Raw genomic sequence first — 25,057 nt, forward strand, 5'->3', positions numbered from 1 at the left:
GCTCCGGTCGAGCTCGCGAGGAGAGAGCCCGTGGCAGCACCGACGATGCCCGATACACCCGTCCGTACCGACACACCCCCCGAACAGCTGCGCGTCGTGCGCCGCGACGCGAGCGTCTCCGACTTCGACGCCTCGAAGATCTCCGTCGCGCTGACGAAGGCGTTCGTCAACACCGAGGGCGCGGCCGGCGGGGCGTCGCGGGTGCGCGAGCTGGTCGAGGACCTCACCGGCCAGGTCATCGCCGCCCTGCGCCGGTTCCCGGTGCCCGCGGTGCACGTCGAGCAGATCCAGGACCAGGTCGAGCTCTCGCTGATGCGCGGCGGGCATCACAAGGTCGCCCGCTCCTACGTGCTCTACCGGGAGGAGCACGCCCGGGCCCGCGAGGCCGCGGCTCCGGCCGCCGCCGAGGCGACGCTGCACGTCACCGACCGCGGCGGCAGCCGCGTCCCGCTCGACTGGGACCGGGTGGAGACGGTCGTCGGGGAGGCCGTGACCGGCGTCGACGACGTGAGCGCAGGGCCCGTGCTCGCCGAGGTCCGTCGCACCCTCTACGACGGCATCGCCGCCACCGAGCTCGCACAGGCCCAGGAGATGGCCGCGCGCACGCTCGTCGAGCGGGAGCCGAACTACTCCCTCGTCGCCGCCCGGCTGCTGCTCGACCGGCTACGCGGGGAGACCCTGACGTACCTGGCCGACACGCCGCGCGCGCTCGGCCACGCCGGGATGCGGGAAGAGTACCCCGCGTACTTCCGCGCCTACCTGCGCCGCGCGGTCGAGCTGGAGCTGGTCGACCCGGAGCTGGAACGGTTCGACCTCGACCGCATGAGCGCCGCGATCCGCGCCGACCGGGATCTCGACTTCGGTTTCCTCGGCCTGCAGACCCTCTACGACCGCTACTTCCTGCACCACCACACCACCCGGTTCGAGCTGCCGCAGGCGTTCTTCATGCGGGTCGCGATGGGGCTGGCGGTGCGCGAGATCGACCGCGAGGCCCGCGCGATCGAGTTCTACGAGCTGCTGTCCTCGTTCGACTTCATGGCGTCCACCCCGACGCTGTTCAACTCCGGGACCACGCGGCCCCAGCTCTCGTCGTGCTTCCTCACCACCGTCGACGACGACCTCGACTCGATCTTCCAGGCCTACAAGAACAACGCGCTGCTCGCCAAGTACTCGGGCGGCCTCGGCAACGACTGGACACCGGTCCGCGGCCTCGGCGCGCACATCAAGGGCACCAACGGCGAGTCCCAGGGCGTCGTCCCGTTCCTCAAGATCGCCTCGGACACCGCGGTCGCGGTCAACCAGGGCGGCAAGCGCAAGGGTGCGGCGGCCGCGTACCTGGAGACGTGGCACGTCGACATCGAGGAGTTCCTCGACCTGCGCAAGAACACCGGTGACGACCGGCGTCGCACCCACGACATGAACACCGCGAACTGGGTGCCAGACGAGTTCCTGCGCCGTGTCGAGGCCGACGCGCACTGGACGCTGTTCTCCCCCGACGAGGTCCCCGACCTGCACGATCTCTACGGCACCGCCTTCGCCCGCCGCTACCGCGAGTACGAGGCCGCCGCGGAGCGCGGCGGGATCCGGGTGTCGAAGCGGGTGCGCGCCGTCGAGCTGTGGCGCCGGATGCTCACGATGCTGTTCGAGACCGGGCACCCGTGGATCACGTTCAAGGACCCGTGCAACGTGCGCTCCCCGCAGCAGCACGTGGGCGTCGTGCACTCGTCCAACCTGTGCACCGAGATCACGCTCAACACCTCGGCAGGCGACGAGGTGGCCGTCTGCAACCTGGGCTCGGTCAACATGCTCCGCCACGTCACCGCCGACGGGCTGGACACCGAGAAGCTGCGCCGCACCGTGACCACGGCCGTGCGGATGCTCGACAACGTGATCGACATCAACTTCTACACGATCCCCGACGCCCGCCGGTCGAACCTGCGCCACCGGCCGATCGGGCTGGGGCTGATGGGCTTCCAGGACGCGCTGTTCGCCCAGGGCATCCCGCTGGCCTCGGACGCGGCCGTCGAGTTCGCCGACCGGAGCATGGAGCACCTGAGCTACCACGCCATCGCGGCGTCCAACGGCCTCGCGGTCGAGCGCGGCCGCTACGCGAGCTTCGACGGCTCGCTGTGGAGCCAGGGCGTGCTGCCGATCGACTCGCTCGCGCTGCTCGACGCCGCGCGTGCGGGCGACGGGCTCGACGTCGACCGGTCGACGACCCTGGACTGGGACGGGCTGCGCTCGCGCGTACGGGAGACCGGCATGCGCAACTCCAACGTCATGGCCATCGCGCCGACGGCGACGATCTCCAACATCTGCGGCGTCGGCCAGTCGATCGAGCCGCAGTTCCGCAACCTGTTCGTGAAGTCCAACATGTCCGGCGACTTCACGGTCGTCAACCCGCACCTGGTCGCCTCGCTCAAGGACCGGGGCCTGTGGGACGAGGTGATGGTCGCCGACCTCAAGTACTTCGACGGCAGCCTCGCCGAGATCGACCGGGTGCCCGCGGACCTCAAGGCGCTCTACGCCACGGCCTTCGAGATCGAGCCGCACTGGCTGGTCGACGCGGCGTCGCGGCGGCAGAAGTGGATCGACCAGGCGCAGTCGCTGAACCTGTACCTGGCCGCCCCCAGCGGCCGCAAGCTCGACGAGCTGTACCGGCTGGCCTGGCACAAGGGCCTCAAGACCACCTACTACCTGCGTGCGCAGTCGGCGACCCACGTCGAGAAGAGCACGCTGCGCGGCACCGACGGCAAGCTGCGCGGCGTGACGGCCGCGCCGGGGACGGCCACCGCGACGACGTCCGCCGATGCCCCGTCGACCGTGACCGCGGTACCCGTCCCGCCCACTCCCCCGTCGGCGCTCGGGGACACCCCGTTCGCCGCGCCCCTCACCTGCCGCATCGAGGACCCCGAATGCGAGGCCTGCCAGTGACCGCGACCGAGCCCCTCTCCCTCACCGGGCTGGAGAGCATCGACCGCGGCGGCGAACGCGTCGCCGCCGACGCCAAGCGGATGATCAACGGCCGCGCCGACGTCAACCAGCTGCTGCCACTGAAGTACCGCTGGGCGTGGGACAAGTACCTGGCCGGATGTGCCAACCACTGGATGCCGACCGAGGTCTCGATGCAGGCCGACATCGCGCTGTGGAAGTCCCCCACGGGGCTCACCGCCGACGAGCGCTTGATGCTGAAGCGGAACCTGGGCTTCTTCGCGACGGCGGAGTCGTTGGTGGCCAACAACATCGTGCTGGCCGTCTACCGCAACCTCACCAACCCGGAGTGCCGGCAGTACCTGCTGCGCCAGGCGTTCGAGGAGGCCGTGCACACCCACACGTTCGAGTACGTGTGCGAGAGCCTGGGGCTCGACGAGGGCGAGCTGTTCAACATGTACCGGGAGGTCCCGTCGATCACCGACAAGGACGCCTGGGCGCTCGAGCACACCCGCGCGCTGTCGGACCCGGACTTCCGCACCGGCACGCCCGAGGCCGACCGCGCGTTCCTGCGTGACCTCGTCGCGTTCTACGTGATCTTCGAGGGCATGTGGTTCTACACGGGCTTCGTGCAGATCCTCTCGCTCGGGCGGCGCACCAAGATGGTGGGCATCGCCGAGCAGTACCAGTACATCCTGCGCGACGAGTCGATCCACCTGAACTTCGGCATCGACGTCATCAACATGATCAAGATCGAGAACCCGCACCTGTGGACGGCGGAGTTCGCCGAGGAGATCCGCGGCATGCTGCGGGAGGCGTGCGCGCTCGAGGTCGCGTACGCCCACGACACGATGCCGCGCGGCATCCTCGGACTCTCGGCCGACCTGTGCGAGCAGTACCTGCACTTCATCACCGACCGCCGGGCCGAGCAGATCGGCCTCGCCCCGCTGTTCGGTCAGACCGAGAACCCGTTCCCGTGGATGAGCGAGGCCATGGACCTCAAGAAGGAGAAGAACTTCTTCGAGACCCGCGTCATCGAGTACCAGACGGGCGGCGGCCTGGACTGGGACTGAGGCCCTGTGAGTGGCGATGGTCGCTGCGGCGACCATCGCCACTCACGAGATCAGCCCGCGGCGCGGACCTGCGCCGCGGCAGCCACCAGGTTGCGCAGGGTCGCGACGACCTCGGTCTCGCGGCGGGTCTTGAGCCCGCAGTCCGGGTTGGCCCACAGCCGCTGCGCACCGATCCGGTCGAGCGCGGCTCGGAGCAGGACCGTCATCGTCGCGGCCGACGGCACCTCCGGCGAGTGGACGTCGTACACACCCGGGCCGAGACCCCGCGGCACACCGCTGCCCAGCGCGTCGAGCACCTCCATGCGCGAGCGGGCGGCCTCGACGGTCGTGACGTCGGCGTCGAGGGCGTCGATCGCCGCCACGACCTCACCGAACTCCGAGTAGCAGAGGTGGGTGTGGATCTGGGTCGAGTCGGCGACCCCGCCGGTGACGAGCCGGAACGCGTCGACCGCCCAGTCGACGTACGCGGGCTGGTCGGCGCGGCGCAGCGGCAGGGTCTCCCGCAGCGCCGGCTCGTCGACCTGCACGATCCGCAGCCCCGCAGCCTCCAGGTCGCGCACCTCGTCGCGGAGCGCGAGGCCGACCTGCCGGGCCGTCTCGCCCAGCGGCTGGTCGTCGCGGACGAACGACCACGCGAGGATCGTGACCGGTCCGGTCAGCATGCCCTTCATCGGACGGTCGGTCAGCGACTGCGCGTACGTGCTCCAGCCGACGGTGATCGGGGCCGCGCGGGAGACGTCGGAGTGCAGGATCGGCGGACGGACGCACCGGGACCCGTAGGACTGCACCCAGCCGTGCTCCGTCGCGGCGAACCCGGCGAGGTGCTCGGCGAAGTACTGCACCATGTCGTTGCGCTCCGGCTCACCGTGCACCAGCACGTCGAGCCCGATCCCCTCCTGCAGGCGCACGACCCGCTCGATCTCGGCGCGCATGCGGCGCACGTACTCGGCGTCGTCGATGCGGCCGGCCTTCAGTGCGGCGCGGTCCTTGCGGATCTCCCCGGTCTGCGGGAACGAGCCGATCGTGGTCGTCGGCACCGTCGGGAGGTCCAGCGCGGAGGCCTGGGCCTTCGCACGCACCTCGCCGTCGGCCCGCCGGTAGTGGTCGGCGCCGAGCGCGTCGAGGCGGGCCCGGACGCGGTCGTCGCGACCTGCCGGACGCGCGGCCCGGGCCCGCGCCGCGTCGAGCTCGGCGGTGACGTCCTCTCCGTCGAGGGCGCGTCCGAGCAGCACGACCTCGGTGACCTTCTCGCGGGCGAACGCGAGCCGTTCGACGAGGTCGGCGGGCAGCGTGGTCTCCCGCGACGCGTCGTAGGGCACGTGCAGCAGCGAGCAGGACGTCGAGATCTCGACGCGGCCCGCCGACCCCAGCAGCCGCGCCGCCCGCGACAGCGCGACGTCGGGGTCGGTGCGCCAGACGTTGCGGCCCTCGACCACCCCGGCGAGCACGGTCTTGTCGCGCAGCCCGGTGAGGGCGCCGGCGGCGTCGACGTCCGCCGTGCCCGCGACCAGGTCGAGCGCGATCGCGTCGACGGGCGAGTCGGCCAGGATCGGCAGCGCCTCCCCCAGCGAACCGAAGTACCCGGCGACGAGCAGTCCCGGCCGCTCGGCGACATCGCCGAGGCGGGCGTAGGCGCGGCGCAGCGCGCCGAGCTCCGCCGGAGTGCGGTCCGCGGCGAATGCGGGCTCGTCGAGCTGCACCCACTCCGCGCCCGCCCACGACAGCTCCGTCAGCAGCTGCGCGTAGACCTCCAGCAGCGGGTCGAGCAGGTCCAGGGGCGCGAAGCCGTCGGGCGCGCCGTCGGCCGCCTTGGACAGCAGCAGGAACGTCACCGGACCCACGAGCACCGGGCGGGTCGGGATGCCCTGCTCACGGCCTTCGACGACGTCGTCGACCGGGGTGCGGCCCGCGAGCCGGAACCGGGTGCCGGGCCCGATCTCGGGGACCAGGTAGTGGTAGTTGGTGTCGAACCACTTGGTCATCTCCAGCGCAGGCACACCCTCGGCGCCGCGGGCCATCGCGAACAGCAGGTCGAGCGGGTCTCCCGCGGCGTGCCCGGCGAACCGGGCCGGGACGGCGCCCACGGTCAGCGCCGCATCGAGCATCTGGTCGTAGAACGAGAACGTGTTGCCCGGCACCGAGCCGAGACCCGCGTCGCGCAGCTCGGCGCGGGTGGCCGCACGCAGCTCGGCGGCGGTGGCGCGCAGCTCGTAGGCGGTGGTCTCACGTCGCCAGTAGCGTTCGACGGCGCGCTTGAGCTCCCGGTCGGGCCCGATGCGGGGATACCCCAGCACGGTCGTACCCAGGCGGGGACGGTTCGTCCCCTGTGTGTCGGTCACGGCTCTCTCCTCGCGAGCGGTGGGGAGATCGGTGACACCGCAGCGAGGGGACGTACCGGGCACACGTGTGCCCGGGGTCCGTCCGGCCCACCCGCGAGGCCACGGATCCGCGCACGCCGGACGGCGCACGCACCGGCGGCAGGTGTTCGGACTCGTGGGCGTGACAGGTCGTCCTGCCGGACCTACTGGCCGTCGCTTCCCGGGCTCGTTCCCAGTGCTGATGACGGCGGTCGTTCCCACTCACCGCTGCGGGGCAGTCCCGGACTCACACCGGGTTCCCTCTTGCCTCGCGACGCTCCCTGGGGAACGGCGCGAACCGTCGGCGTGATCACGATAGCCGAGCGGGCCGGGTTCAACCATGCGCTGCCCGAGCTGTTGCAGGCGCAGCGCCAGCGCGACGTTCGGACCGTCGTCGTCGCCCATCCGCACGACGACGGTGCCGCACGACCGGCTGACGACCATGACCTGGCCCTGGTCGCCCATCCCTACCAGGCCTCGGCAGGACCCACCAGCCGTTGCGGTGGCCGACGTCGCACCGTCCTGGGTGAACGCCGGTTCGCCCGGCATCCCGCTGCGGGCCAGGAACTCCGGCGGCACCCGGCCGTCCAGGACCGCCTGCCCCACCCGGGCGAGGTCGCGGGCGGGCACCACGAGGCCGCTCTCGTGATACGGGAAACCGTTGTCGTCGACGGTCCACAGGGCCGGGTCCTGCGCGCCGGGGGCGGCTCGGAGCCGCTGCAGGGCCGCGCCCGTGAGCAGCTCACCGGTGAGGCGCTCGTGCGGGCCGGTCCCGCTGGACGGGTCAGCGGTGCGAACCGGACGGCGCGCCGGTGCGGACGAGGTCGCCGCCGCGTTCGTAGTCGTCGTCGGCACCGTGCGCGGCAACGCCGACGACAACGCCGTTGCGTCCGTACCAGGCGGTGAACGCGCCGTCGCCGTGGTCGACGACGTCGATCTCGTCGTGGCCGTCGCCCCAGGCCGCGTACTTCAGCGTGTGCCTCCCGACGACGGTCCAGAACCCGGGCGGTCCGTCCCAGACGGCGTCGCCGCCCGCGGCGGTGATGCCCGCGACAGTCCCCATCGACTCGGCGTCACCCCAGTGCTCGACGGCGAGGTGCCGCCCGGCGGAGGCGTTGAGGGCGTATGCGACGTCACCGGCGGCGAGGATGCCCTCGGCGCCGGTCCGCATGTGGTCGTCGACGACGATGCGCCCGTCGTGGGTGTCGAGCCATCCGGCGGGTCCGGTGCGCGGCCGGGCACCACCGGCGACGAGGACGAGATCGGCGTCGAGGGTCCGGCCCGGGATCCGGACGCGGCGGCCGCCGTCGATCGACTCGACCTGCGCACCGGTGACCAGCTCGATGCCGAGCTCGCGCAGCCAGCCGGCGATCCGCCCCGCGACCTCCGCACCGAGCCGGTCCTGCTGGGGCGCCTCCTCGGCGCTGACGACCGTCACCGACACGCCCGTCGACACGAGTGACGCCGCGACCTCGCAGCCGATGAACCCTGAGCCCACGACGACGGCGGTCCCGGCCTTGCCGGCTCGTTCGCGCAGTGTGCGGGCGGTGGCGAGAGTGCGCAGGTACGCGACGTCGGGATGGTCGGCGCCGGGGACGGGCAGCGTCACGGGTTCGGCGCCGGTGGCGAGGACGCAGGAGCCGAACGTCAGCCGCTCGTGACCGTCGAGGGTGACCGATGCGGTGTCGAGACCGGTGACGGTGCGGCCGGTACGCAGGTCGACGCCCGCGGAAAGCTCGAGCGGGAACTCACCCTCGGCGGTCTCGCCGCGCAGGTACTCCTTCGACAGCGGCGGACGCTCGTAGGGCGCGGCGTCGTCGTCGGTGACCATCACGACCGCGCCGGCACCATCGTTCTCGCGGTAGGCGCGGGCCGCGGCGACGGCGGCGGGGCCGGTTCCGATGACGAGCAGATCGGCGTCGGGCACGGGAGTCCTCTCGGGTCGGTCGGTCACGGCCGGGGCCACGGAAGCACGCTGCTGTACCCCCGTGACCGCGGACGGCGTACCCGGTGGCGGGCGCGAATCACCCGTTGCCGGGCAGGAACTCCCGCAGTTTCGTGCGCACCCCCTGCGCCACGAGGTGCCGCGCGTCGGGGTCGCCCTTGAGGACGGCCTGCAGCACCGAGATCGCCTGTTCGGGGGTCGCGTGCGGCGGGATCGGCGGCACGTCGGGCCGGACGTCGCCGCGCACACCCCGACGCCGCCGGAGAACTTGGCGTACCCGACGGCGGCCGACGTCGCGCAGCCGCGCGAGCATCACGTCGCCGACGGTGTCCGTCACGTCCCACCTCGCCATCCGCCTCGATCGGTGCGGCGACCCGGTCGGGCCGCCGACCAGCGTCGGCTACCCGTGTGGCGGGCGTTCACAGACTGCGCGACGGTGCGTACAGGCGGCGGTGGATCGCCCGCGTCGCAGCCCGGTAGAGCGGGCCGGCCGCGCCCGCCGCGGCGAGCGCCGCACGGGCGGCGTTGGCTCCCGGCGCGCCGTGGACGGCACCGCCGGGATGGGCGGAGGCGCCCGCGAGGAAGAGCCTGTCGACCGGGGTGTCGGCGCGGCCCGTGCCGGGGACGGGCCGGAAGACGAGCTGCTGATGGATCGAGGCGGTCCCGGCGTTGATGGCGCCGTCGACGAGGCTCGCGTTGCGGCCCTGCAGGTCGGCGGGCCCGGCGACGCTCCGGGCGCGGATCATGGCGCGGAACCCGGGGGCATTGCGTTCGACGGCGTTCTCGACGAGGTCGGCGTGGCGGCGTACGTCGTCACCCGCCCAGCCGAGGTCGCGCGGCACGTGGGTGTAGGCCCAGGCCGACTCGGTGCCGGCGGGCGAGCGGGTCGGGTCGGCCGTCGTCATCTGGCCGAACAGCACGAACGGCTCGCGCGGCACCCGGCCCGCGGCGAGGTCGGCGGCGTAGCCGCGCATCCCGTCTGTGCCGACGCCGAGGTGCACGGTGCCGGCGCCCCGGGCGCCGGGCGCCGTCCACGGGACAGGGCCGTCGAGAGCCCAGTCGAGCTTGACGGTCGCGAAGTCCCACTCGAACCGGCGCAGGTCGTCGACGAACCGGCCCGGCAGGTGCTCCTCCCCCACCAGGTCGCGGTAGAGGACCGGGGCGGCGACGTCGGCGAGGACCGCGCGCCGGGCGCGCACGGCGACGCCGCCGGCGTCGCGCACCCCGAGCGCGCGCCCGCCCGCGACGAGCACCCGCCGCACGGGGCGCCCGACGTCGAGCCGGCCACCGCGGGAGCCGAGACGGGCGACGAGGGCGTCGGTGAGCCGGCCCGCACCGCCCTGCGGCACCGGGAAGCCGACATCCTGGCCGAGCATCGCGAGCAGCCAGCCGAACACGGCGCTGCCCGCGGCGTCGGGCCCGAGGTCGGTGTGCAGGGCGTTGCCCGCCAGCAGCAGCGCGGCGCCGTCTCCGGTGAAGTGCTCGCGGGTGAACCGGGCGACGGGCTCCACGAGCATCCGCGCGAACCGCAGCGCGTCGGCGGTGCCCAGGGCGCGCAGCAGCCGCGGCGCGGAACGCACCGGGGGGAAGGGCCGCAGCACGGTTTCCAGCAACGGATCCCTGATGCGCTGCCACTGTGCGGCGAGCTCGCGCCACGCGTCACCGTCGCCCGGTGCCCAGGCGTCGAGCCCGGCGGCGGTGACGTCGAGGTCGCGCGACAGCACGGCGCAGCGATCGTCGGGGGTGACGTGCGCCAGCACTGCCGGGGCGTGGCGCCAGCGCAGGCCGTGGGCCGCCAGGTCGAGCTCGCGCAGCACCGGCGACGCCGCGCCCAGCGGGTAGAAGGCGCTGAACAGGTCGCTGGTGAACCCAGGTGCGGTGATCTCGGCGCTGCGCACCGCACCGCCGGGCGCGTCGGCCGCCTCGCACACCAGCACCTCCCACCCGGCGTCGGCGAGCAGGTTCGCGGCGACGAGACCGTTGTGCCCGCCACCGACGACGACCGCGTCGACCTCGGAGTCGCTCACCGCCCGCCCCGCCGGGTCGCGATGGCCGCCAGGCGGGCCAGCGACTCCCGGTTGCGCGGCGCGATCACCATGTCCTGCACCACCCGCGGCACCAGGGTGGCGGGCCCGGAGTCGGCGAACTCGTCCATCTCGACGCGCGTCCCGGCGCTGTCCGCGTGCAGGGCCAGCACGATCCGGGCCGAACCCGTCGGCCACAGCCGGGCCCGCAGCTCCAGCATCTCCCCCGGGCGCACGTCGACGACCTCCGTCGTGTCGTGGGCCTGCAACGGCCACACCCCGACGCTGTGGTGCAGCCGGGTCCCGACGGCGGGCCAGCCGTCGTCGACGTCACGCATGTGCGTCGCACCCACCACCCACAACGGGTAGCTCCAGCCGTCGGCAAGAACGGCGAAGACCTGGCCGGGCGTCGTCGGCACGGTCAGCTCGACCACCATCACGCACCACCTCCGCCGGTCGCCTACCCCGTGGCGTCCCCCGGAACCGCCCTGTGCGGCGGACGGTACGTCGCCTCGCCGCGTGCCGCACGAGCGTGTCCCCCGGGAGCGGCGTCCAGCACGCCTCGCCTCGATCGGGCGGGTGACGGTCGACCACCCGGCTCGGTGTCTTCGGCCACCTGTCCCTCCCGGCCTGGAGGGCGCGGGCGACTTCGGGCTAACCGACCAGATGCTCGCCACCCGCTGGGCCCGCGACGGGGCCCGGCGGGTGCGACGCTGCAGCGCGCGCCCGCCGACATCGCCGCCGAGCACCGGTGCGGGTTCTGGCAGTCGGTCGGGCGGTGAGCGCCGGCGCCGTCGGGAGCAGCCGTCAGCCGATCGTGACGACCTCGGCGAGCCCCGACAGGTCGACCGCCCGGCGCACCACCGACCCCGGCGGTACCCGCAGGTCGAGCCGCACCTGCAGCAGCTCCAGCCGTGAGGCCAGTGCGAACAGCAGCCGCAGGCCGGCGCTGTCGAGGTAGTCCAGACCGGAGAGGTCGACGGTCACGGACTCCGTCGTGTTGGCGACGAGGTCGTTGACCCGGCGTTCCGTCGTGTCGGCGTTCTGCAGGTCGATCTCGCCCGACAGTGTGATCTCGACGTGCCCGCCGCCCGTCTCGCGTGAGGTCACGAGTGCCTCGGTCATCGGTCCCTCTCCCGTTCGCCGCCGATCGTCGTCGTCAGCACGACGCGAGTGCCCGTCGGGTGCCGGTGGACCTGCACCTCGTCGACCAGCTCCCGGATCATCGCCGTCCCCCGGCCGCGGTTGACGCCACGGGCGTCGCGCCACGAGCCGGTGTCGGCGACGGTGATCGTGAGCCGGTTCCCGTCGCGGTCCAGTTCCACCTCCAGCATGCCACCCGCGGGCCCGTAGGCATGCTCGACCACGTTGGCCGCGGCCTCCCCCACCGCCAGGACGATGTCCGCGACGTTCTCCGGACTCGCACCCGCGGCGCCCAGGTAGGTGCGGACGGCGTGGCGCACCACCCGCAGCGACCGCGGCACGGCCGGCTCGACCAGCCGCAACGACCCGTCGGGCGGCCCCGGCGTGCGCATCACGACGAGCAGCGCGACGTCGTCGACGGCCAGCTCGCCGCCGATCATCCGGCCCATCACCGCGGCGCAGACCACCTCGGCCGGCCCCGGGGACACGGCGTCGGCCAACCGGTCGAGGCCGGCATCCAGCGGCTCGTGGCGGCGTTCGACGAGGCCGTCGGTGTAGAGGACCAGCCCGCCGCCGACGGGCAGGTCGACGGTGACCGAGCGCCGGGTGCGCGGGCGCGGCAGCCCGACGGGTGGGTCGGTCGGCACGTCGACGAGCTCGCTGCGCCGCCCCGGGGCCGCGTACACCGGCGGGGGGTGCCCGGCCGAGGAGATGCGCACGGTGTGCTGGGTGGGCTCGACGACCGCACACAGGACCGTCGCCAGGACGTCGCGCTCGAAGTGACGGACCTGCTCGTCGAGCCGCCGCAGGATCTCGGCGGGGTCGTCGCTGACCAGCGCGTACGCGCGGACGGCGCTGCGCAGCCTGCCCATGGCGACCGACGCGGGAAGGCCGCGGCCGACGACGTCACCGACCACCACGCACAGGCGACCGGACGGCAGGTCGAACACGTCGTACCAGTCGCCGCCGACGTCGCCCCCGCCACCGGGCACGTAGCGCGCCGCGAACTCCAGCCCCGGGATGTCGGGGAGCAGCCCCGGCAGCAGGCTGCGTTGCAGCGCGGACGCCGCCGTCTTCTCGGCCACGGTCATCCGTGCTCGCGTGGCCGGCGCGATCCGGTCGGCGGCCAGCTGCAGCAGCTCGGCGTCGTCGTCGGTGAACACCCGCGGCGCGAGCGTCCCGACGTGCAGGACGCCGATGAGGTCCTCCCCCACGCACAGGGGCACGCCGAGCAGGGAACGGATCCCCTTCTCGCGCAGGATCGGGTTGAGGACGTTGCCGTGGTCGACCTCGTCGATCGTCACCGGCGACCGTTCCTGCGCGATGCGCCCGGCGAACCCCCGCCCGACGGGGATACGGACGCCCTGGCGGGTCTCCTCCTCGAGGCCGAGTGTCGCCGTCGCGACCAGGTACGCACCCGACGGGTCGAGCAGCAGGACCGCGCCGGTGTCGACCGACAGCAGGTCGCGGACCCGTTCGAGCACGACGTCGAGCAGTTCGTCGACGCCGAGCCGTGCCAGGTCCGCGTCGGTCAGCGCCTGCAACCGGCGCAGCCGCTTTCCGTACGTGTCGGCCGGGTGCACCGGGTGATCCTGCACCTCGTGCGCGTGCCCGTCACGCTCGGCGGGCGCCGGACCGGCCGTGGATGCGCGGCCCGGGATCGTCGGCGTACCACGTCGCCACGCCGCCGGCGGGTCTGCGGGTGTCCGGCACCGCCGGGCGGCCGGTCGACGACCCGATGGCCTGACGACCGGGCAACGCAGCACCCGGATCTTCCGCGACGCCGATCGCGACTCCGCGGCGCCGCGCTCTGACGGCATGCCCGGCTCAGGTGCCGGGCGTCGCGCGTGGGCCGGGCGCCCGCCTGCTGCCCACCCACGCCAGCGTGCACGCCAGCGCGTCCTCGGCGAGCGCTCCGGGCACGTCGGATCCCAGCCGTCGCGCGAGCACGGCCCGCATCCGCACGCCCCCGAGCGCGGCCGCCGCCGCAGCGGCCCCGGCGACCAGCGCGTACACCGCCGTCCAGGCGTCGGGCCCGGCATCGTCGCGGTGGTCGGCGGCGACGGCGACGGCGGGGGCCAGCAGCAGACGCGGGATCAGCCCCGTCGGCCGGGTACGAGGTGGGGCGATCGGCAGCTTGTCGGCCGTGAGCTCACCGAGCACGGCCGCCGACGCCGCGAGCCTGGCGGGAGTCGTCGCGAGCCGGTGCAGCGGTGAGCGGTCCGTCGGCATCGAGGACAGCACGAGTGCGGCGGCCGCCGTCGTGCTGCGCGCACCGGTGGCGAGGCCCAGCGCCGCCGCCCGGGCCGCCACCGCCAGGGCCGACGTGCGCATCGCGTCGGGGTCGGCGCCGTTCGGTGTGACGACGTCGGCGGCGGGGTCTCCTCGCAGTGGTCCCATTCCCCCCGCCTACCCGGCCCGGCCCCGTCGGAACCCGAGCGTCGTCGGCGCCGGCACGTTTGACCCCCGGTGCAGCGGGCACGCCGCCTCCGTGCCGGACCGCTGAGGCGGCCACGGCGGCGGTACCCCGCTGAACCTTCCATCCGTACCGGTGGCACGACGAGCCGGATCACATCGAGAGAGAGGACCCATGACCCACACCGACCGCGTCCACTACACCGTTCCCGGCCTGGGCCAGGACGCCGCCGGCGAGGTGATCACGCTCCTGCAGGGCAGGCTCGACGCACTGAACGACCTGGCGCTGACCCTCAAGCACGTGCACTGGAACGTGACCGGACCGAACTTCATCGCCGTGCACACCATGCTCGACCCGCAGGTCGACGGTGTCCGGGTGATGGTCGACGATCTCGCCGAACGCATCGCCACCCTCGGCGGCTCGCCCGTCGGAACGCCTGGCGCGCTCGTCGAGCAGCGGACCTGGGACGACTACTCCATCGGCCGCGCCGACGCGATCGCGCACCTGGGTGCACTCGATCTCGTCTACACCGGGGTGGTCGGCGACCACCGGTCCGCCATCGACGCGACCGAGAAGCTCGACCCGGTCACCCAGGACATGCTGATCTCGCAGTCCGGGGACCTCGAGCAGTACCAGTGGTTCGTCCGCGCGCACCTGGAGACCTCCGACGGTCGGCTGAGCACCGCCTCCGCCGGCACCGAGCGGGAAGCGGCCCAGCAGGCCTGACTCCCGAACGACCCGGGCGGGCGGGCACCGACACGGTGCCCGCCCGTTCGCGTGCGCTCCCGGATCAGCCGGCGGTACGAGCGCCGAGATCGCGCAGCAGGTCCGCGAGACCGCCTGCCGCCCGACCGTGTGTGCGGGCGCTGGTGCGGACACGCAGGCCCACCGGCGTCACGATCCGCCGGCCCGCCCCGCGCAGCGCCGCGAGGAGCGCGTGCTCCTCCCCCGCCGCGACCACGGGGAACCCGCCGACGGCCTGGAACGCGTCGGCCCGTACCCCCAGGTTCGCGGCATAGGCGTGCGTGTGCGCGTCGGGCGTGATCCCGGCGTCGACGAGGTCTGTGTAGCGGCACTGCACGTCGTCGGGCAGCAACGTCAGCCCGTCGAGGTCGACCATGCCCACCACCGCGTCCGCGCCTGCGCCGGCGTGCCTCAGGTGGTCCCGGACCCAGGTGGGTGGGACGCGGGTGTCGGCGTCGGTCGAGAGCAGCCACACCCGGCCGGGCGGGACGTCGCCGAGACGGCGCACCGCGTCGTCGAGCCCGAGGGTGCGCAGCTCGCCGACCGTACGGTCACCGGTGGTCACGACCGTCCGCACTACCGCGGGCCGGTGCCACCGCCCGACGGCGTCGCGCACGACCCGCGGGGTCGCGTCGCTGCACCGGTCCAGGACCACACACACCGCGATCCGCAGGTCGGCGACCTCCCGTACCGCTGCGTCCAGCGCCTCGTCCAGTGCCTCGAGACATCCCCCGACCAGCGCCTCCTCGTCGTGGGCCGGGACCACCACGGCCACCGCGTCGATGCCCACGGCGGAGTGGCGACGCGGTGGGACGTGTTCGGCGGTCACCGGCGGCGGCGGACGTGCAGGGCGAACTCGCCGTCGAGGTGCTCGACGAGCGGGACGAACCGGTCGTCGGCGTCGAACCGCGCCCGGACCGCGCGCGTGTCGTGCGGGGCGTCGGCGGGCCAGCCGCGCCAGTGCACGACGACGACGTCCCCGCCGGGGTCGACGGCGTCGGCGAGCCGGTCGATCGTGGCGTCCAGGTCGGGTGCCGAGAGGTAGTAGAGGACCTCCGACAGGACGGCCAGGTCGAGCCCGTCGGGCAGGGCCGCAGCAGTGGGCAGCGCGGCCTGCGACACGGTGACGTGGCCCGACGCCGCGACCGCCGCGCCGGCCGTCGCGACGGCGGCGGGTGCGAAGTCCGAGGCGTGGAGGGTGTCGCAGCGCCCGGCGAGCTCGCGGGTCAGCTCACCCGTCCCGCAGCCCGGCTCGGCGGCCCGCCGGTAGTGCTCGCGGGGCAGGCACGCCATCGTCACGGCGCGCTTGCGACGCTCGTACCAGCTGGTCCGGGTCGACCAGGGGTCACCATCGGCGGTGGCGTAGAGGTCGGCGAACCGCGACGCGGGGGCACCGGTGCGACGTGGTGACCGCAGGAAGAGCTCGACGCCGGTGTCGAAGTGCGCCAGCACCTCCGGCGGGAGGACGGGTGCTCCGCCACCGGGCGGCGCGCCGACCTGCGTGGCGAACCGGGCGACGGCGTCGCGCTTGTCCTGCGTGGCCGTCGCGCCCAGGTCGTGGCGGGCCGCCCGGTCCCACGGCAGCGCGACGTCGTCGGGAGTCCCCCGGACACACGCCCAGATCGGGAACGCCCAGCAGTGCGTGGTGAGCGGCGCCGCTGCGGTCGTGGCCGCCCCGACGGCGGCGTGGTCGGGGTGCGGGTCGTCCGACCACGGGGCCAGGCACGTCGTCGCGCCGTCGAGGAGCGGGCGCAGCGCGTCGACGAGGGTGTCGTGGTGGGCGGCGAGGCCGGAGTCGGGCAGGCCGAGCCAGGTCACGTCGACATCGGCCAGTCCCAGCGTGCGCAGCGCGTCGCGCAGCTCCTCGCGCCGGGCCCGTCCCAGCGCGGCGCGCCCGTCGGGGTCGAGGTCGGGGTAGGCGGCCTCGCCGTCGGTGGCGACGACGAGCCGCACCTCGGCACCGGCCGAGTGGACCGCGGCGACGTACCCGCCGGCGCCGAGGGTCTCGTCGTCGGGGTGAGCGGCGACCACGACGAGGGGTCCCGCTCCGGCGACGTCCATCGGCGGCAGGTCGTGCGTGGCGAGGGCGTCGGCCCACACCTGAGGAGCCGTGAGGGTCATCGGTCACCGTCCGTGGCGAGTACCGCGGCCCCGAGGGCGGCGAGGTCGCGCTCCCCGTGGTGCTGACGGACGTAGACACCGAGGTCGGCGAGCCGCCCGGCGAGTGGGCCGCCGCGGGTGAGGGCGGCGACCCCGGCGAGTCGCGGCGCGACGTCGAGCACCCGGCGGCAGGCGAGCTCGACGGCGGCACGGACGGTCCAGGCGGCGTCGCGGTGCGGGGCGGCGGGTGTGTCGTCGATCTCCGACGCCGTGGCCGACAGCAGCGCGTCGCACGCCGCGAGGTGCGCGTGCAGCTCCGCGAACAGGGCGAGCCGGTGCTCGTCGGGGTCGGTCTCCAGGAGGGCGGTACGCAGGTCGTCGAGCACACCCGCGGCACCTCCCAGCCAGACCGCCGCGACGCCGGCGCCGCCGTGCCAGAAACCGGGGCGCGCGGTATACCAGCGCGGGCCGCCGACCAGGGCGTCGTCGCCGACGGGCACGTCGTCGAGCTCGACGTCGACGCTGTCGCTGCGGGCCATCCCGACCGTCTCCCACGTACCGGGGACCCGGTGGACGCCGGCGCGGTCGAGCGCCACGTCGGCGACGCGGGCGCCGTCGGCCGTGAGCGCGACGACCAGCGCCCGGTCGAGTCCGTGCGCGCCGGAGCAGAACCGCACGCGACCCTGCAGCCGCCACGAACCGGGTCCGCCGGTGAGGACCGCACCGGTGCCGCCGGAGCGGGCTGCCCACACCCCGTACGTCGCTCCCGGCACGGGCTCACGACCGGCCTCGGCGAGGATCGCGACGGCATCGGCGTGTCCTTCGCCCAGTCGCGCCAGCGAGAGATCGGTCCGGCCCCACCGGGCGAGGGCGGCCCAGCGCGCCGGCGTCGCACCGCTGCCCGGCGCCGGCAGATCGGCCGTCCCCTCGGCCAGGAGGGCACGCAGCTGCGGCACGGCCGACGGCGGGTCACCGGCCGGGCCCGACGCGGCGGGCGGCGGGGTGCGGTCGAGCAGGCGTGGGCAGACCGCGGGCGGCGACACCGACATGGAGCAGGACCTCCTCAGCACCGCCTCGGGGGCGGCGCGACGACCGGGCCGAGCTTCGTGGCTGAACCCGACGGATCAAGCACAGCACTACCCCGTCCGCACCGGATCAATCGTCACCCGCGGCCGGCCGAGCGGTCATGCCCGCGGCCTGCGAGTCACCGGCGCGGATCGGCCGCGGTCACGGGCGGCGCGGTCACGGGCGGCGGGGTCACGACGAGCACGCGCTCACCGCCGACGGCGACGACCGGCTCGTCGGCGCGGCTCACCACGACCCGCTCGACACGACCCGCTCGACGCCCTCGTGGCGCAGCCCGCATCGCGGGCGGCCCCGCCAGCACGGCAAGCCCTGACGAGTCGATCCTGTCGTCGTTCGCCACGAGTGCGCGTGTCACGAACCGGACGTACCCGGCGTCGTCGCCGCTCACGCCCGGTCAGGCGGGGCGGTGTGGCACTCCGCGCAGCGTGCACCAGAAGGCCGCGACCTCCGCGGTGCTCAGCTCCGTCCGGACCCGCGCGGACATGTCCGTGCCGAACCTGTCGTGCAACGACCGCCGGACGATCTTGCGGACACGCCTGTCGAGCCGGCGCGGCGGTCCGCCGTCACCGAAGGTCAGGATCGCGACGAACCCGTGCGGCCGTGACGAGCCGCGCTGCGACGGGGTCAGCACGTCGCGCGCGAACGCGATCTCCGCTGTCATCCGGTGCTTGCGATGCCCGCTGACGGCACGGCTCAGCTCTGCGGCGATCAAGTGTGGGTCGACGTCGACGGGTGCCCTGACGTGCAGGACCGCCATCACCTCGGACGGAACCGCGGTACCAGCCCCGGTGTGCTCGACGGTCATCCGTGCTCCCTTCGCCGACGGCGAGGCAGCGTGCTGCACCCCGGTTCGATCGTAGACGGCGCCGACGACCTGGGCCGACGCCGGCCAGGCGGACCGCGGCGCCCGGTCCGGCTCACCCTCCGATGATCGCGCGCGGATCGAACGTCACCCGGATCCGTGCGATGCGCCCGTCCTCGACGTGCATCCAGTTCGCCGTCGGCGCGGGTGGGGCGTCCTCGGTGTGCAGGTCGAACCAGGTCACGACATCGGGCCCGTTCGTGAACACCTTCAGGACACGGACCTCGGTCATGATCTCCGACATGCCCCGCAGCCCGGCCACGCACTCGTCGCCGCTGTCGGCGGTGCCGAGCGGGCCGCGGAAGGTGGCGTCGTCGGTGAGGATCGACCGCAAGGTGTCGAAGTCCCGCTCCTGCCACGCGGCGAAGTAGGTCTCGGCGACGACCTTCGGATCCGTTCTCGGCATCGGCTGCTCCTCCGGTTGCGCATCGGCGACGACGGACGTCGATCGTCGACGGGCCACGCGTGCCCTGCAACCGGTGGCACCGCTGCGGCGCATCCGGATCAGCGGGCGGGCGCCTGACCCGACGCCTGCAGGTGCAGCCCGCTCGGGTCGACGATGCGGATCCCGGCCGGGTGCCGCTCCACGAGGCCCGCCTCCCGCAGCTTGCGCAGCGCGCGGGCCACGACCTCCCGGACGGACCCGATCGCGTCGGCCAGCTCCTGCTGCTCGACCTCGACGACGAGCCCGTCAGGCGAGTTCGACGCGAGATCGAGCAGGTGCCTGCTGACCCGTTGCTGGACCGAGCCGAACAGGTTGTCCCCCAGGAAGTCCATCGTCTCGTACAGGATCTGGCAGGCCTGCTGGGCGAGCAGCCAGGCCACCGTCGCGTCGGCCACCGCGAACCGGCGCAGCGTCGAGACGTTGAGCATCGACGCCTCGCAGACGGTGACGGCGTCGGCGCCGACGGGTGCGCCCTGGGCGATCGCCGCGGGCAGGCCGATGACCTGGCCCGCCCCGGCGTACCGGACGGCGACGGCCCGGCCCTCCTTCGACACCATCTTCACCCGGGCCTGCCCCCGGTGCAGCAGGGCGAGCTTGGGGACGCCGAAGGCCTCGTAGATCGGTTGCCCCGCAGGGATGGTGACGACGAAGGCGTCGCACAGCATCGCGTCGCGGAAGTCGGCCGACAGTGCGGCGAAGTAGCTGCTCTCCCAGGCCGTGACCGTCGCAGCGGGCGGACCTCCGCGGACCGTGGGCATGCCGCCTCCCTCCGGGCGCCGGGCATCGAGCCTAACCGTGGCCGAACCCGGTCACCTGCCGCACCTGCGTCCGGATCCGTCGACGTGGACGACGCCGTCGCGACGCCTGCCGCTCAGACGCCGGCGCCATGCGGGCTGAACATGGCGTCGATCGCGGGCTTGACCTCATCTGCGAACGTCCGGATGCCACGGACGGTCTCGTCGTGCTCGAGGAACCCGGCCTGTCCCATCAGCAGCAGGTGGCCGAAGCCGCCGACCCGCTCGTGGAACTTCTCGATCTGGCCGCGCACCGTCGCCGGGCTGCCGGCGAAGACGATGCCCTCGTCGATGAGGTTCTCCAGGGTCAGCGAGGAGAAGTCGTACGCCGACTTCTGACCGGCGAGGCCGGCGGCGCGCACGAAGTAGGGCGTGTAGCCGGGCGGCTGGACGAACTCGAAGGGCACCTTGTTGGCCTTGACATACCACATGAGCTTGCGGGCGCCCTCCAGTCCTTCCTCGTCGGTGCGCCCGGTGTAGGTGAGCGCGGCGTAGGCGAAGCGGTCGTCGCCGGGAGCGGGCCGGCCCGTGTCGGCGAGGCGGTCCCGGTAGGCCTGGAACACCTTGCGGGTGCCTTCGTAGCCGGTCAGGAAGGAGGCGACGACGAAGCCGTTGTCGGCGATGCGCGCGGCGCTGCCGGGCGTCATCGCGGTGACCCACACCGGCGGGGCGGGCTGCTGGTGGGGCCGCGGCCAGATGTTGACGTGGCGCTGCTGGAAGAACCGGCCCTCCCAGTTGAAAGGTCCGTCGTGGGTCGTCCATGCCTTCTGGATGAGCTCGATGGCCTCCCACATCCGCTCGCTCATCTGGACCGGCCGGCTGTTGACGGCGGAGACCTCGTACGGGACCCCCCGCACGAACCCGACCTCGAGGCGGCCGTGGCTGAGCAGGTCGACGAGGGCCATCTCCTCCGCGACCCGGACCGGGTCCTTGCGGTTGGCCACCGGGTTGCCGAGCACGAGGATCCGGGCGTCGGTCGTGATGCGGCCGAGGATCCCGGCGATCACCGGCGCCGCGGGGTCCATGCAGGTGGCCGTCGCGTGGTGCTCGTTGATCATGACATTGATGCCGCACTCGTCGGCGATCTGCCATTCGTCGAGGTAGCGGTCCCAGAGAGCCGCCGCCTTCGCCGGGTCGACCACGCCGTTGGGCAGGGTGACCCGGACGGAGTCGTAGGTCCCCTCCGGCGGGAGGTACGGGTAGGCGGTCTCGCTGAAGTGCCAGTACTGCATCGGCTGTCCCCTCAGTGTGCGCCGGCGCGGACGGCGGCGTGCTCCGCGACCAGCCTGGCGATGGTGTCGGGCCGCTCGACCTGGGCGCGGTGGCCGGCGCCGTCGACGACCTCGAACCTCGCCCCGGGGATCGCGGCGGCGTACGCGCGGCCGTAGCCGACGTCGACGATCCCGTCCTGCGCGCCCCAGGCGACGAGGGTCGGCACGTGGACCCGCGGCAACCACCGGCGCAACCGCGGGTTGTGCAGGTAGGGCTCCCAGCCGTAGAGCGCGAGCGCCTCCTCGTTGCGGGCGATGTGCAGGACCTGCTCGCGCGGGGCACGGGTGAGGTCGCCGGGCCCGTGGCGTGCGGGGTCGGCGTGGTTGCGGGCGTCGACCTCGGTGCGGGGCATCGCGAACACGTCGGCGATGTCGCGGTCCGCGCAGCCCCCGACCTTGATCCCGACGGGATCGACCAGGACGAGCCGACCCAGCCGCGACCGGTCGCGCACCGCCATCTCCGCCGCGATCCAGCCACCGAACTGCAACCCGACGAGGACCACGTCGCGCAGGTCCTGGCGCTCCAGCCACTCGAGGTAGAGCAGGGCGAGGTCCTCGACGGAGTCGCACCAGTCGGGCCGTGGCGACAGGCCGAACCCCGGGTGGCTGGGCGCGAGGACGGTGAACCGCTCGGCCAGTGCGTCGACGAACGCGGCGTCGGCCTCGCGGCCCTCGACACCGTGCAGGAGCAGCAGGGTCGGTCCGGTCCCGGACGTGTGGACGTCGAGAACGACGTCGGCGTCGTCCACCCGCCCCACCACGGTTCCGTCGCCGGAGTCGACGAGTGTCAGCATGCGTGGGTTCCCTTCGTGGGGTCGTCGGGCCGGTGGACGAGCGCCGGGGTCAGGCGCCGTTCCACGGGGCCGACCGGGCGGGCAGGAGCTCCAGCCGGTCGAGCGTCATGAGGTAGTGCTCGACCGCCGCGGGCAGGGTGAACTGCGGTGTCCAGCCGAGGTCGGCGTGGGCTCGGGCGCTGTTCAGCGCGCCGTAGTAGCTCGCGTCCATCCGCATCGGGTCCAGGCCGGGACCGATCCGGATCGTCGCGCCCGGCACGGCGTCGCGGACGGCCTCGGCGAGGTCCTCCAGCGCGACGACGCGTCCGGTGCCGACGTTGTAGGCGTCGTGCGGGAGTCGGCCCGGCGTCAGCACCGCCGCCACGACCGCGTCGGCGACGTCGGCCACGTAGACGACGTCGTCGCGTTCGTCGCCACCCTGCTCCAGGTGGACCGGCTCACCCGCGGCGGGCAGCTCGATCATCGAGCTGTAGACGCCGAACCCGCCGTGCCGCTGCAGCTTGCCGGGGCCGAAGATCGTCGAGAAGCGCAGCGACACGAACTCGAGGCCGCGGCTGCGTGCGTACCAGCCGCCGATCTCCTCGCACGCCAGCTTGGTGACGTCGTAGAGGCCGACGGGGCGACGGGGATGGTCCTCGGTGATCGGCGTGTAACCGGGGTGGCCGTGAGGTCCGGTCAGTGCGCCGTAGACGGCCCGGGAGCTCATGTATACGACGCGGCCGACGCCTGCCCGTGCGGCGGCCTCGCACACCGCGACCGTCCCGGACACGTTGACGCGCACCGCGGCGACGGGGTCGGCACCCGCGGCGATCACCGCGGCCGCGTGGACGATGCGCTCCGGGCGGAACCGGTCGACCTCGGCCCGGACCGCGTCGGCGTCGGCCACGTCGGCGACGGCGACCCGGATGTCGTCGGCCACGTCGGGCAGCAGGGTCCGGTCGTCGTGGGCGTCGAGCACGAGCACCTCGTGTCCGAGCTGGACGAGCCGGCGGGTGATCCAGGAGCCGTTGACCCCGAACCCGCCCGTCACCAGTGCCCGCATGTCCGATCGCCTCCCGCAGGTCCGCGGCTCCGTCCCCGGACGGCCGTCCGCGGTCACGTCGACCGTACGACGGGCATCGCCCATCCCGAGTGACCTGAGTCACGCGACGCTGTGACCGCCGTGCGGTCGGCCGCCGCCCCGGAGGTCGGTCACCCGGCCGCGACGTGGTCGGCCGTCCTGCGCAGCCGCCCCAGCGCCGGAGCAGCAGTGTCGGCCCCAGCCGCACGCGTCGCCGGTCCAGCCGCCGGTCAGCGACCGACCACGGTGCCGACCGTGCTCACCCGCACGCCACGGCAGGAGCCGGAGCAGGTCGACGCCGTTCCGCGTTCCTCCGACGTCGACCGGCCCGAGGCGGTCGGCCCCGAGGACTGAAACGGCCGGACTCGTTCAGCGGCCCTCGTTCAGCGGCCCCGGGCCACCGCGGCCTCACGGCCGGGTGGCGGGGTGTCGGCGGTGAGCCCCTCACGCAGCGTCGCCAACGTCCGCGCGAGCAGCCGCGACACGTGCATCTGGGAGACCCCCACCTGCTCGGCGATCCGGGACTGCGACTGGTCCTCGAAGAACCGCAGCCGCAGGATGCGCCGCTCCCGCTCGGGCAGCTCGTCGATCAGCGGCCGCAGCGCGAGCTCGTACTCCACCCGCTCGTAGGCCCTCTCGACGGAGCCGATCCGCTCCTCGCCGGAACCGTCGTCGTCGACCGGGTACAGCGGCGCCGAGTGCCGGTCGGCGGTCGCGGCCAGCGCGTCGATGATCTCCTCGCGGTCGACGTCGAGGTGCGCGGCAAGCTCGCTGGGCCGGGGTGCGCGGCCGAGCTTCTGGGTCAGCGGTCCGGTCGCCTTGGCGATCGAGACGCCGAGGTCCTTGAGCCGGCGCGGGACCCGCATCGACCAGGTCCGGTCGCGGAAGTAGCGCAGGATCTCCCCGCGCACGCACGGGATGAGGTAGCCGAGGAACTCGCCCTTGGCCCGCTCCGGGTCCCAGCGGTCGATCGCGGTGATCAGGCCGACGGTGCCGGTCTGGACGAGGTCGTCGTAGCTCGCGACCCGGTACCCGTTTCCGTGCCGGCGGGCGAGGTGCTCGACGACCGGCAGGAATGCCAGCACCAGCTCCGAGCGGATTCCGTCGCGCTCGGGATGGTCGTCGGGCAGCCCGGCGTAGCGGCGCAGCAACGGCATCCGGTCCGCGTACTCGCTCGGGCCCAGGTTCGACGACCCCTGGTCGACCGGCGCGGGTTCGGCAGGGATCGGCTCGGCGCGGGTCGGGTCCGATGGTGTCGGGTCCGATGGTGTCGGGTCCGATGGTGTCGGGTCCGATGGTGTCGGGTCCAGCGTGACGGGCTCGGCCCGGGGTGTCGGGATGTCGACCTTCGGCCTGGCAGCATTCAGCACAGGGCCCTCCTCGCGGATCGCCAACGGGAGGCAGCTGTCTGTACCTCGATGGGGCCGGCGCGCGGGGCGGCCGGTCGGTCTCGCACGGCGGCCCCTCGACTCCGGGCCGCGATACCGGCGAGTACCCGCCGCGCCGGGTGCCAACCCCATACCGCGAAACTCGCACTCCCACCTGCGAGAACTATGCGGGCGGCAACAGCTCCTCGTCGTCGGTCCACACGGTCACCCGGGTCCCCGCCGCGTCCGTCGCCACCGACATCCCCAGCGCGATCGAGCGGATCAGCGCGAGCCCGTTTCCGCGACCTCCGGGTCGGGCGCCCTGGTCCCGCCAGCGCCCGGCGTCGGCGACGACAGCCGTTGCCCGCCGTCGCCCGGGTGCGGTCGACTCCACCGCGACATCGATCGTCACCCGGCCCTCGTCGAACCCGCTGTAGGCGTGCTCGACGCTGTTGCCGAACGCCTCCACGACCGCGAACACCAGTGCGTCCGCCGCCGAGACGGGCCACTCCTGTGCCGCGAGCCACGTCTGGACCGCGCGCCGGACGAGGCCGAGCTCGGCCGGCTGTGCATCGACCCGCAACTGCAGCTGCGTGACCATCGGTCACCTCCGTCTGGTGAGGGGTTCCCGTACCGGACGCGATG

Annotated in this window: 23 protein-coding genes and 1 riboswitch; of the genes, 3 read left to right on the forward strand and 20 right to left on the reverse strand. The window is 73.7% G+C overall.

All coding sequences use genetic code 11. The annotated features are described in order from the left end of the window. Positions 1–45: 45 nt before the first annotated feature. Both TOK_RS04740 and TOK_RS04745 read left to right on the forward strand, forming a co-directional pair. Positions 46–2,934 (forward strand): ribonucleoside-diphosphate reductase subunit alpha, encoded by a 2,889-nt coding sequence (locus tag TOK_RS04740; protein ID WP_098956622.1) that lies wholly within the window; start codon positions 46–48, stop codon positions 2,932–2,934. Continuing rightward, a complete protein-coding gene (locus tag TOK_RS04745; protein ID WP_098956552.1) occupies positions 2,916–4,004 on the forward strand; it encodes a ribonucleotide-diphosphate reductase subunit beta in 1,089 nt (362 codons plus the stop codon). The genes TOK_RS04740 and TOK_RS04745 overlap by 19 nt, the downstream gene beginning before the upstream one ends. Before the next feature lie 50 nt (positions 4,005–4,054). Here the strand turns inward: TOK_RS04745 and metE are convergent, their stop codons facing one another. The 8 genes from metE to TOK_RS04785 all read right to left on the reverse strand — a co-directional run bounded on the left by metE (position 4,055) and on the right by TOK_RS04785 (position 13,873). Continuing rightward, positions 4,055–6,343 carry a 5-methyltetrahydropteroyltriglutamate--homocysteine S-methyltransferase gene (gene metE / locus TOK_RS04750; RefSeq protein WP_216361854.1) on the reverse strand — a complete coding sequence of 763 codons (2,289 nt, stop codon included), beginning with the start codon at positions 6,341–6,343 and terminating at the stop codon, positions 4,055–4,057. A gap of 119 nt (positions 6,344–6,462) precedes the next feature. Continuing rightward, a riboswitch (cobalamin riboswitch) is annotated at positions 6,463–6,679 on the reverse strand. A 466-nt stretch (positions 6,680–7,145) separates the two neighbouring features. Next, on the reverse strand, positions 7,146–8,288 hold the full coding sequence (locus TOK_RS04755; RefSeq protein WP_098956553.1) for an NAD(P)/FAD-dependent oxidoreductase: 1,143 nt from the start codon (positions 8,286–8,288) through the stop codon (positions 7,146–7,148). Between the two features lie 97 nt (positions 8,289–8,385). Continuing rightward, positions 8,386–8,643 carry a hypothetical protein gene (locus TOK_RS04760; protein ID WP_141566264.1) on the reverse strand — a complete coding sequence of 86 codons (258 nt, stop codon included), beginning with the start codon at positions 8,641–8,643 and terminating at the stop codon, positions 8,386–8,388. An 82-nt stretch (positions 8,644–8,725) separates the two neighbouring features. Continuing rightward, positions 8,726–10,333, reverse strand: a complete 1,608-nt coding sequence (locus TOK_RS04765; RefSeq protein ID WP_098956555.1) for an NAD(P)/FAD-dependent oxidoreductase — start codon at positions 10,331–10,333, stop codon at positions 8,726–8,728. After that, complete coding sequence (locus TOK_RS04770) at positions 10,330–10,767, reverse strand: SRPBCC family protein (protein ID WP_098956556.1); 438 nt, start codon at positions 10,765–10,767, stop codon at positions 10,330–10,332. The genes TOK_RS04765 and TOK_RS04770 overlap by 4 nt, the downstream gene beginning before the upstream one ends. Positions 10,768–11,137: 370 nt before the next feature. Next, on the reverse strand, positions 11,138–11,455 hold the full coding sequence (locus TOK_RS04775; protein WP_098956557.1) for an STAS domain-containing protein: 318 nt from the start codon (positions 11,453–11,455) through the stop codon (positions 11,138–11,140). After that, the gene (locus TOK_RS04780; RefSeq protein WP_098956558.1) at positions 11,452–13,056 is read right to left on the reverse strand and encodes a SpoIIE family protein phosphatase; all 1,605 of its coding nucleotides are present in this window, start codon (positions 13,054–13,056) and stop codon (positions 11,452–11,454) included. The genes TOK_RS04775 and TOK_RS04780 overlap by 4 nt, the downstream gene beginning before the upstream one ends. Positions 13,057–13,300: 244 nt before the next feature. After that, the gene (locus TOK_RS04785) at positions 13,301–13,873 is read right to left on the reverse strand and encodes a hypothetical protein (protein ID WP_098956559.1); all 573 of its coding nucleotides are present in this window, start codon (positions 13,871–13,873) and stop codon (positions 13,301–13,303) included. A 190-nt stretch (positions 13,874–14,063) separates the two neighbouring features. On the opposite strand from TOK_RS04785, the gene TOK_RS04790 reads away from it, so the two are divergent. Further along, positions 14,064–14,615 carry a Dps family protein gene (locus TOK_RS04790; protein ID WP_098956560.1) on the forward strand — a complete coding sequence of 184 codons (552 nt, stop codon included), beginning with the start codon at positions 14,064–14,066 and terminating at the stop codon, positions 14,613–14,615. A gap of 64 nt (positions 14,616–14,679) precedes the next feature. Here the strand turns inward: TOK_RS04790 and TOK_RS04795 are convergent, their stop codons facing one another. The 12 genes from TOK_RS04795 to TOK_RS04855 form a co-directional block, all read right to left on the reverse strand. After that, positions 14,680–15,462 (reverse strand): glycosyltransferase family 2 protein, encoded by a 783-nt coding sequence (locus TOK_RS04795; RefSeq protein WP_098956561.1) that lies wholly within the window; start codon positions 15,460–15,462, stop codon positions 14,680–14,682. Next, on the reverse strand, positions 15,459–16,754 hold the full coding sequence (locus tag TOK_RS04800) for a bifunctional PIG-L family deacetylase/class I SAM-dependent methyltransferase (protein ID WP_253258179.1): 1,296 nt from the start codon (positions 16,752–16,754) through the stop codon (positions 15,459–15,461). The genes TOK_RS04795 and TOK_RS04800 overlap by 4 nt, the downstream gene beginning before the upstream one ends. Next, positions 16,751–17,782, reverse strand: a complete 1,032-nt coding sequence (locus TOK_RS04805; protein WP_098956562.1) for an acyl-CoA dehydrogenase family protein — start codon at positions 17,780–17,782, stop codon at positions 16,751–16,753. The genes TOK_RS04800 and TOK_RS04805 overlap by 4 nt, the downstream gene beginning before the upstream one ends. Before the next feature lie 155 nt (positions 17,783–17,937). After that, positions 17,938–18,207, reverse strand: coding sequence for a hypothetical protein (locus TOK_RS04810; protein ID WP_098956563.1), 270 nt, complete (start codon positions 18,205–18,207; stop codon positions 17,938–17,940). Positions 18,208–18,213: 6 nt separating this feature from the next. Then, complete coding sequence (locus TOK_RS04815; RefSeq protein WP_098956564.1) at positions 18,214–18,624, reverse strand: hypothetical protein; 411 nt, start codon at positions 18,622–18,624, stop codon at positions 18,214–18,216. Between the two features lie 112 nt (positions 18,625–18,736). Beyond that, positions 18,737–19,087: a nuclear transport factor 2 family protein gene (locus TOK_RS34855; protein WP_098956565.1), complete on the reverse strand. Its 351-nt coding sequence runs from the start codon at positions 19,085–19,087 to the stop codon at positions 18,737–18,739. Between the two features lie 98 nt (positions 19,088–19,185). Then, on the reverse strand, positions 19,186–19,884 hold the full coding sequence (locus TOK_RS34860; protein ID WP_098956566.1) for a Crp/Fnr family transcriptional regulator: 699 nt from the start codon (positions 19,882–19,884) through the stop codon (positions 19,186–19,188). Positions 19,885–19,997: 113 nt separating this feature from the next. Then, complete coding sequence (locus tag TOK_RS04830) at positions 19,998–21,152, reverse strand: LLM class flavin-dependent oxidoreductase (RefSeq protein WP_098956567.1); 1,155 nt, start codon at positions 21,150–21,152, stop codon at positions 19,998–20,000. Positions 21,153–21,163: 11 nt separating this feature from the next. Continuing rightward, positions 21,164–21,985, reverse strand: a complete 822-nt coding sequence (locus tag TOK_RS04835) for an alpha/beta fold hydrolase (RefSeq protein ID WP_098956568.1) — start codon at positions 21,983–21,985, stop codon at positions 21,164–21,166. Positions 21,986–22,034: 49 nt separating this feature from the next. Beyond that, positions 22,035–23,027 carry an NAD(P)-dependent oxidoreductase gene (locus TOK_RS04840; RefSeq protein WP_098956569.1) on the reverse strand — a complete coding sequence of 331 codons (993 nt, stop codon included), beginning with the start codon at positions 23,025–23,027 and terminating at the stop codon, positions 22,035–22,037. 401 nt (positions 23,028–23,428) lie between these two features. Beyond that, on the reverse strand, positions 23,429–24,415 hold the full coding sequence (locus tag TOK_RS04850; RefSeq protein WP_253258180.1) for a sigma-70 family RNA polymerase sigma factor: 987 nt from the start codon (positions 24,413–24,415) through the stop codon (positions 23,429–23,431). 181 nt (positions 24,416–24,596) lie between these two features. Further along, positions 24,597–25,013: an ATP-binding protein gene (locus TOK_RS04855; protein ID WP_098956572.1), complete on the reverse strand. Its 417-nt coding sequence runs from the start codon at positions 25,011–25,013 to the stop codon at positions 24,597–24,599. Between the last annotated feature and the right edge of the window lie 44 nt (positions 25,014–25,057).

This window comes from Pseudonocardia sp. N23, assembly GCF_002583555.1.
In the GTDB taxonomy this organism is placed as follows: domain Bacteria; phylum Actinomycetota; class Actinomycetes; order Mycobacteriales; family Pseudonocardiaceae; genus Pseudonocardia.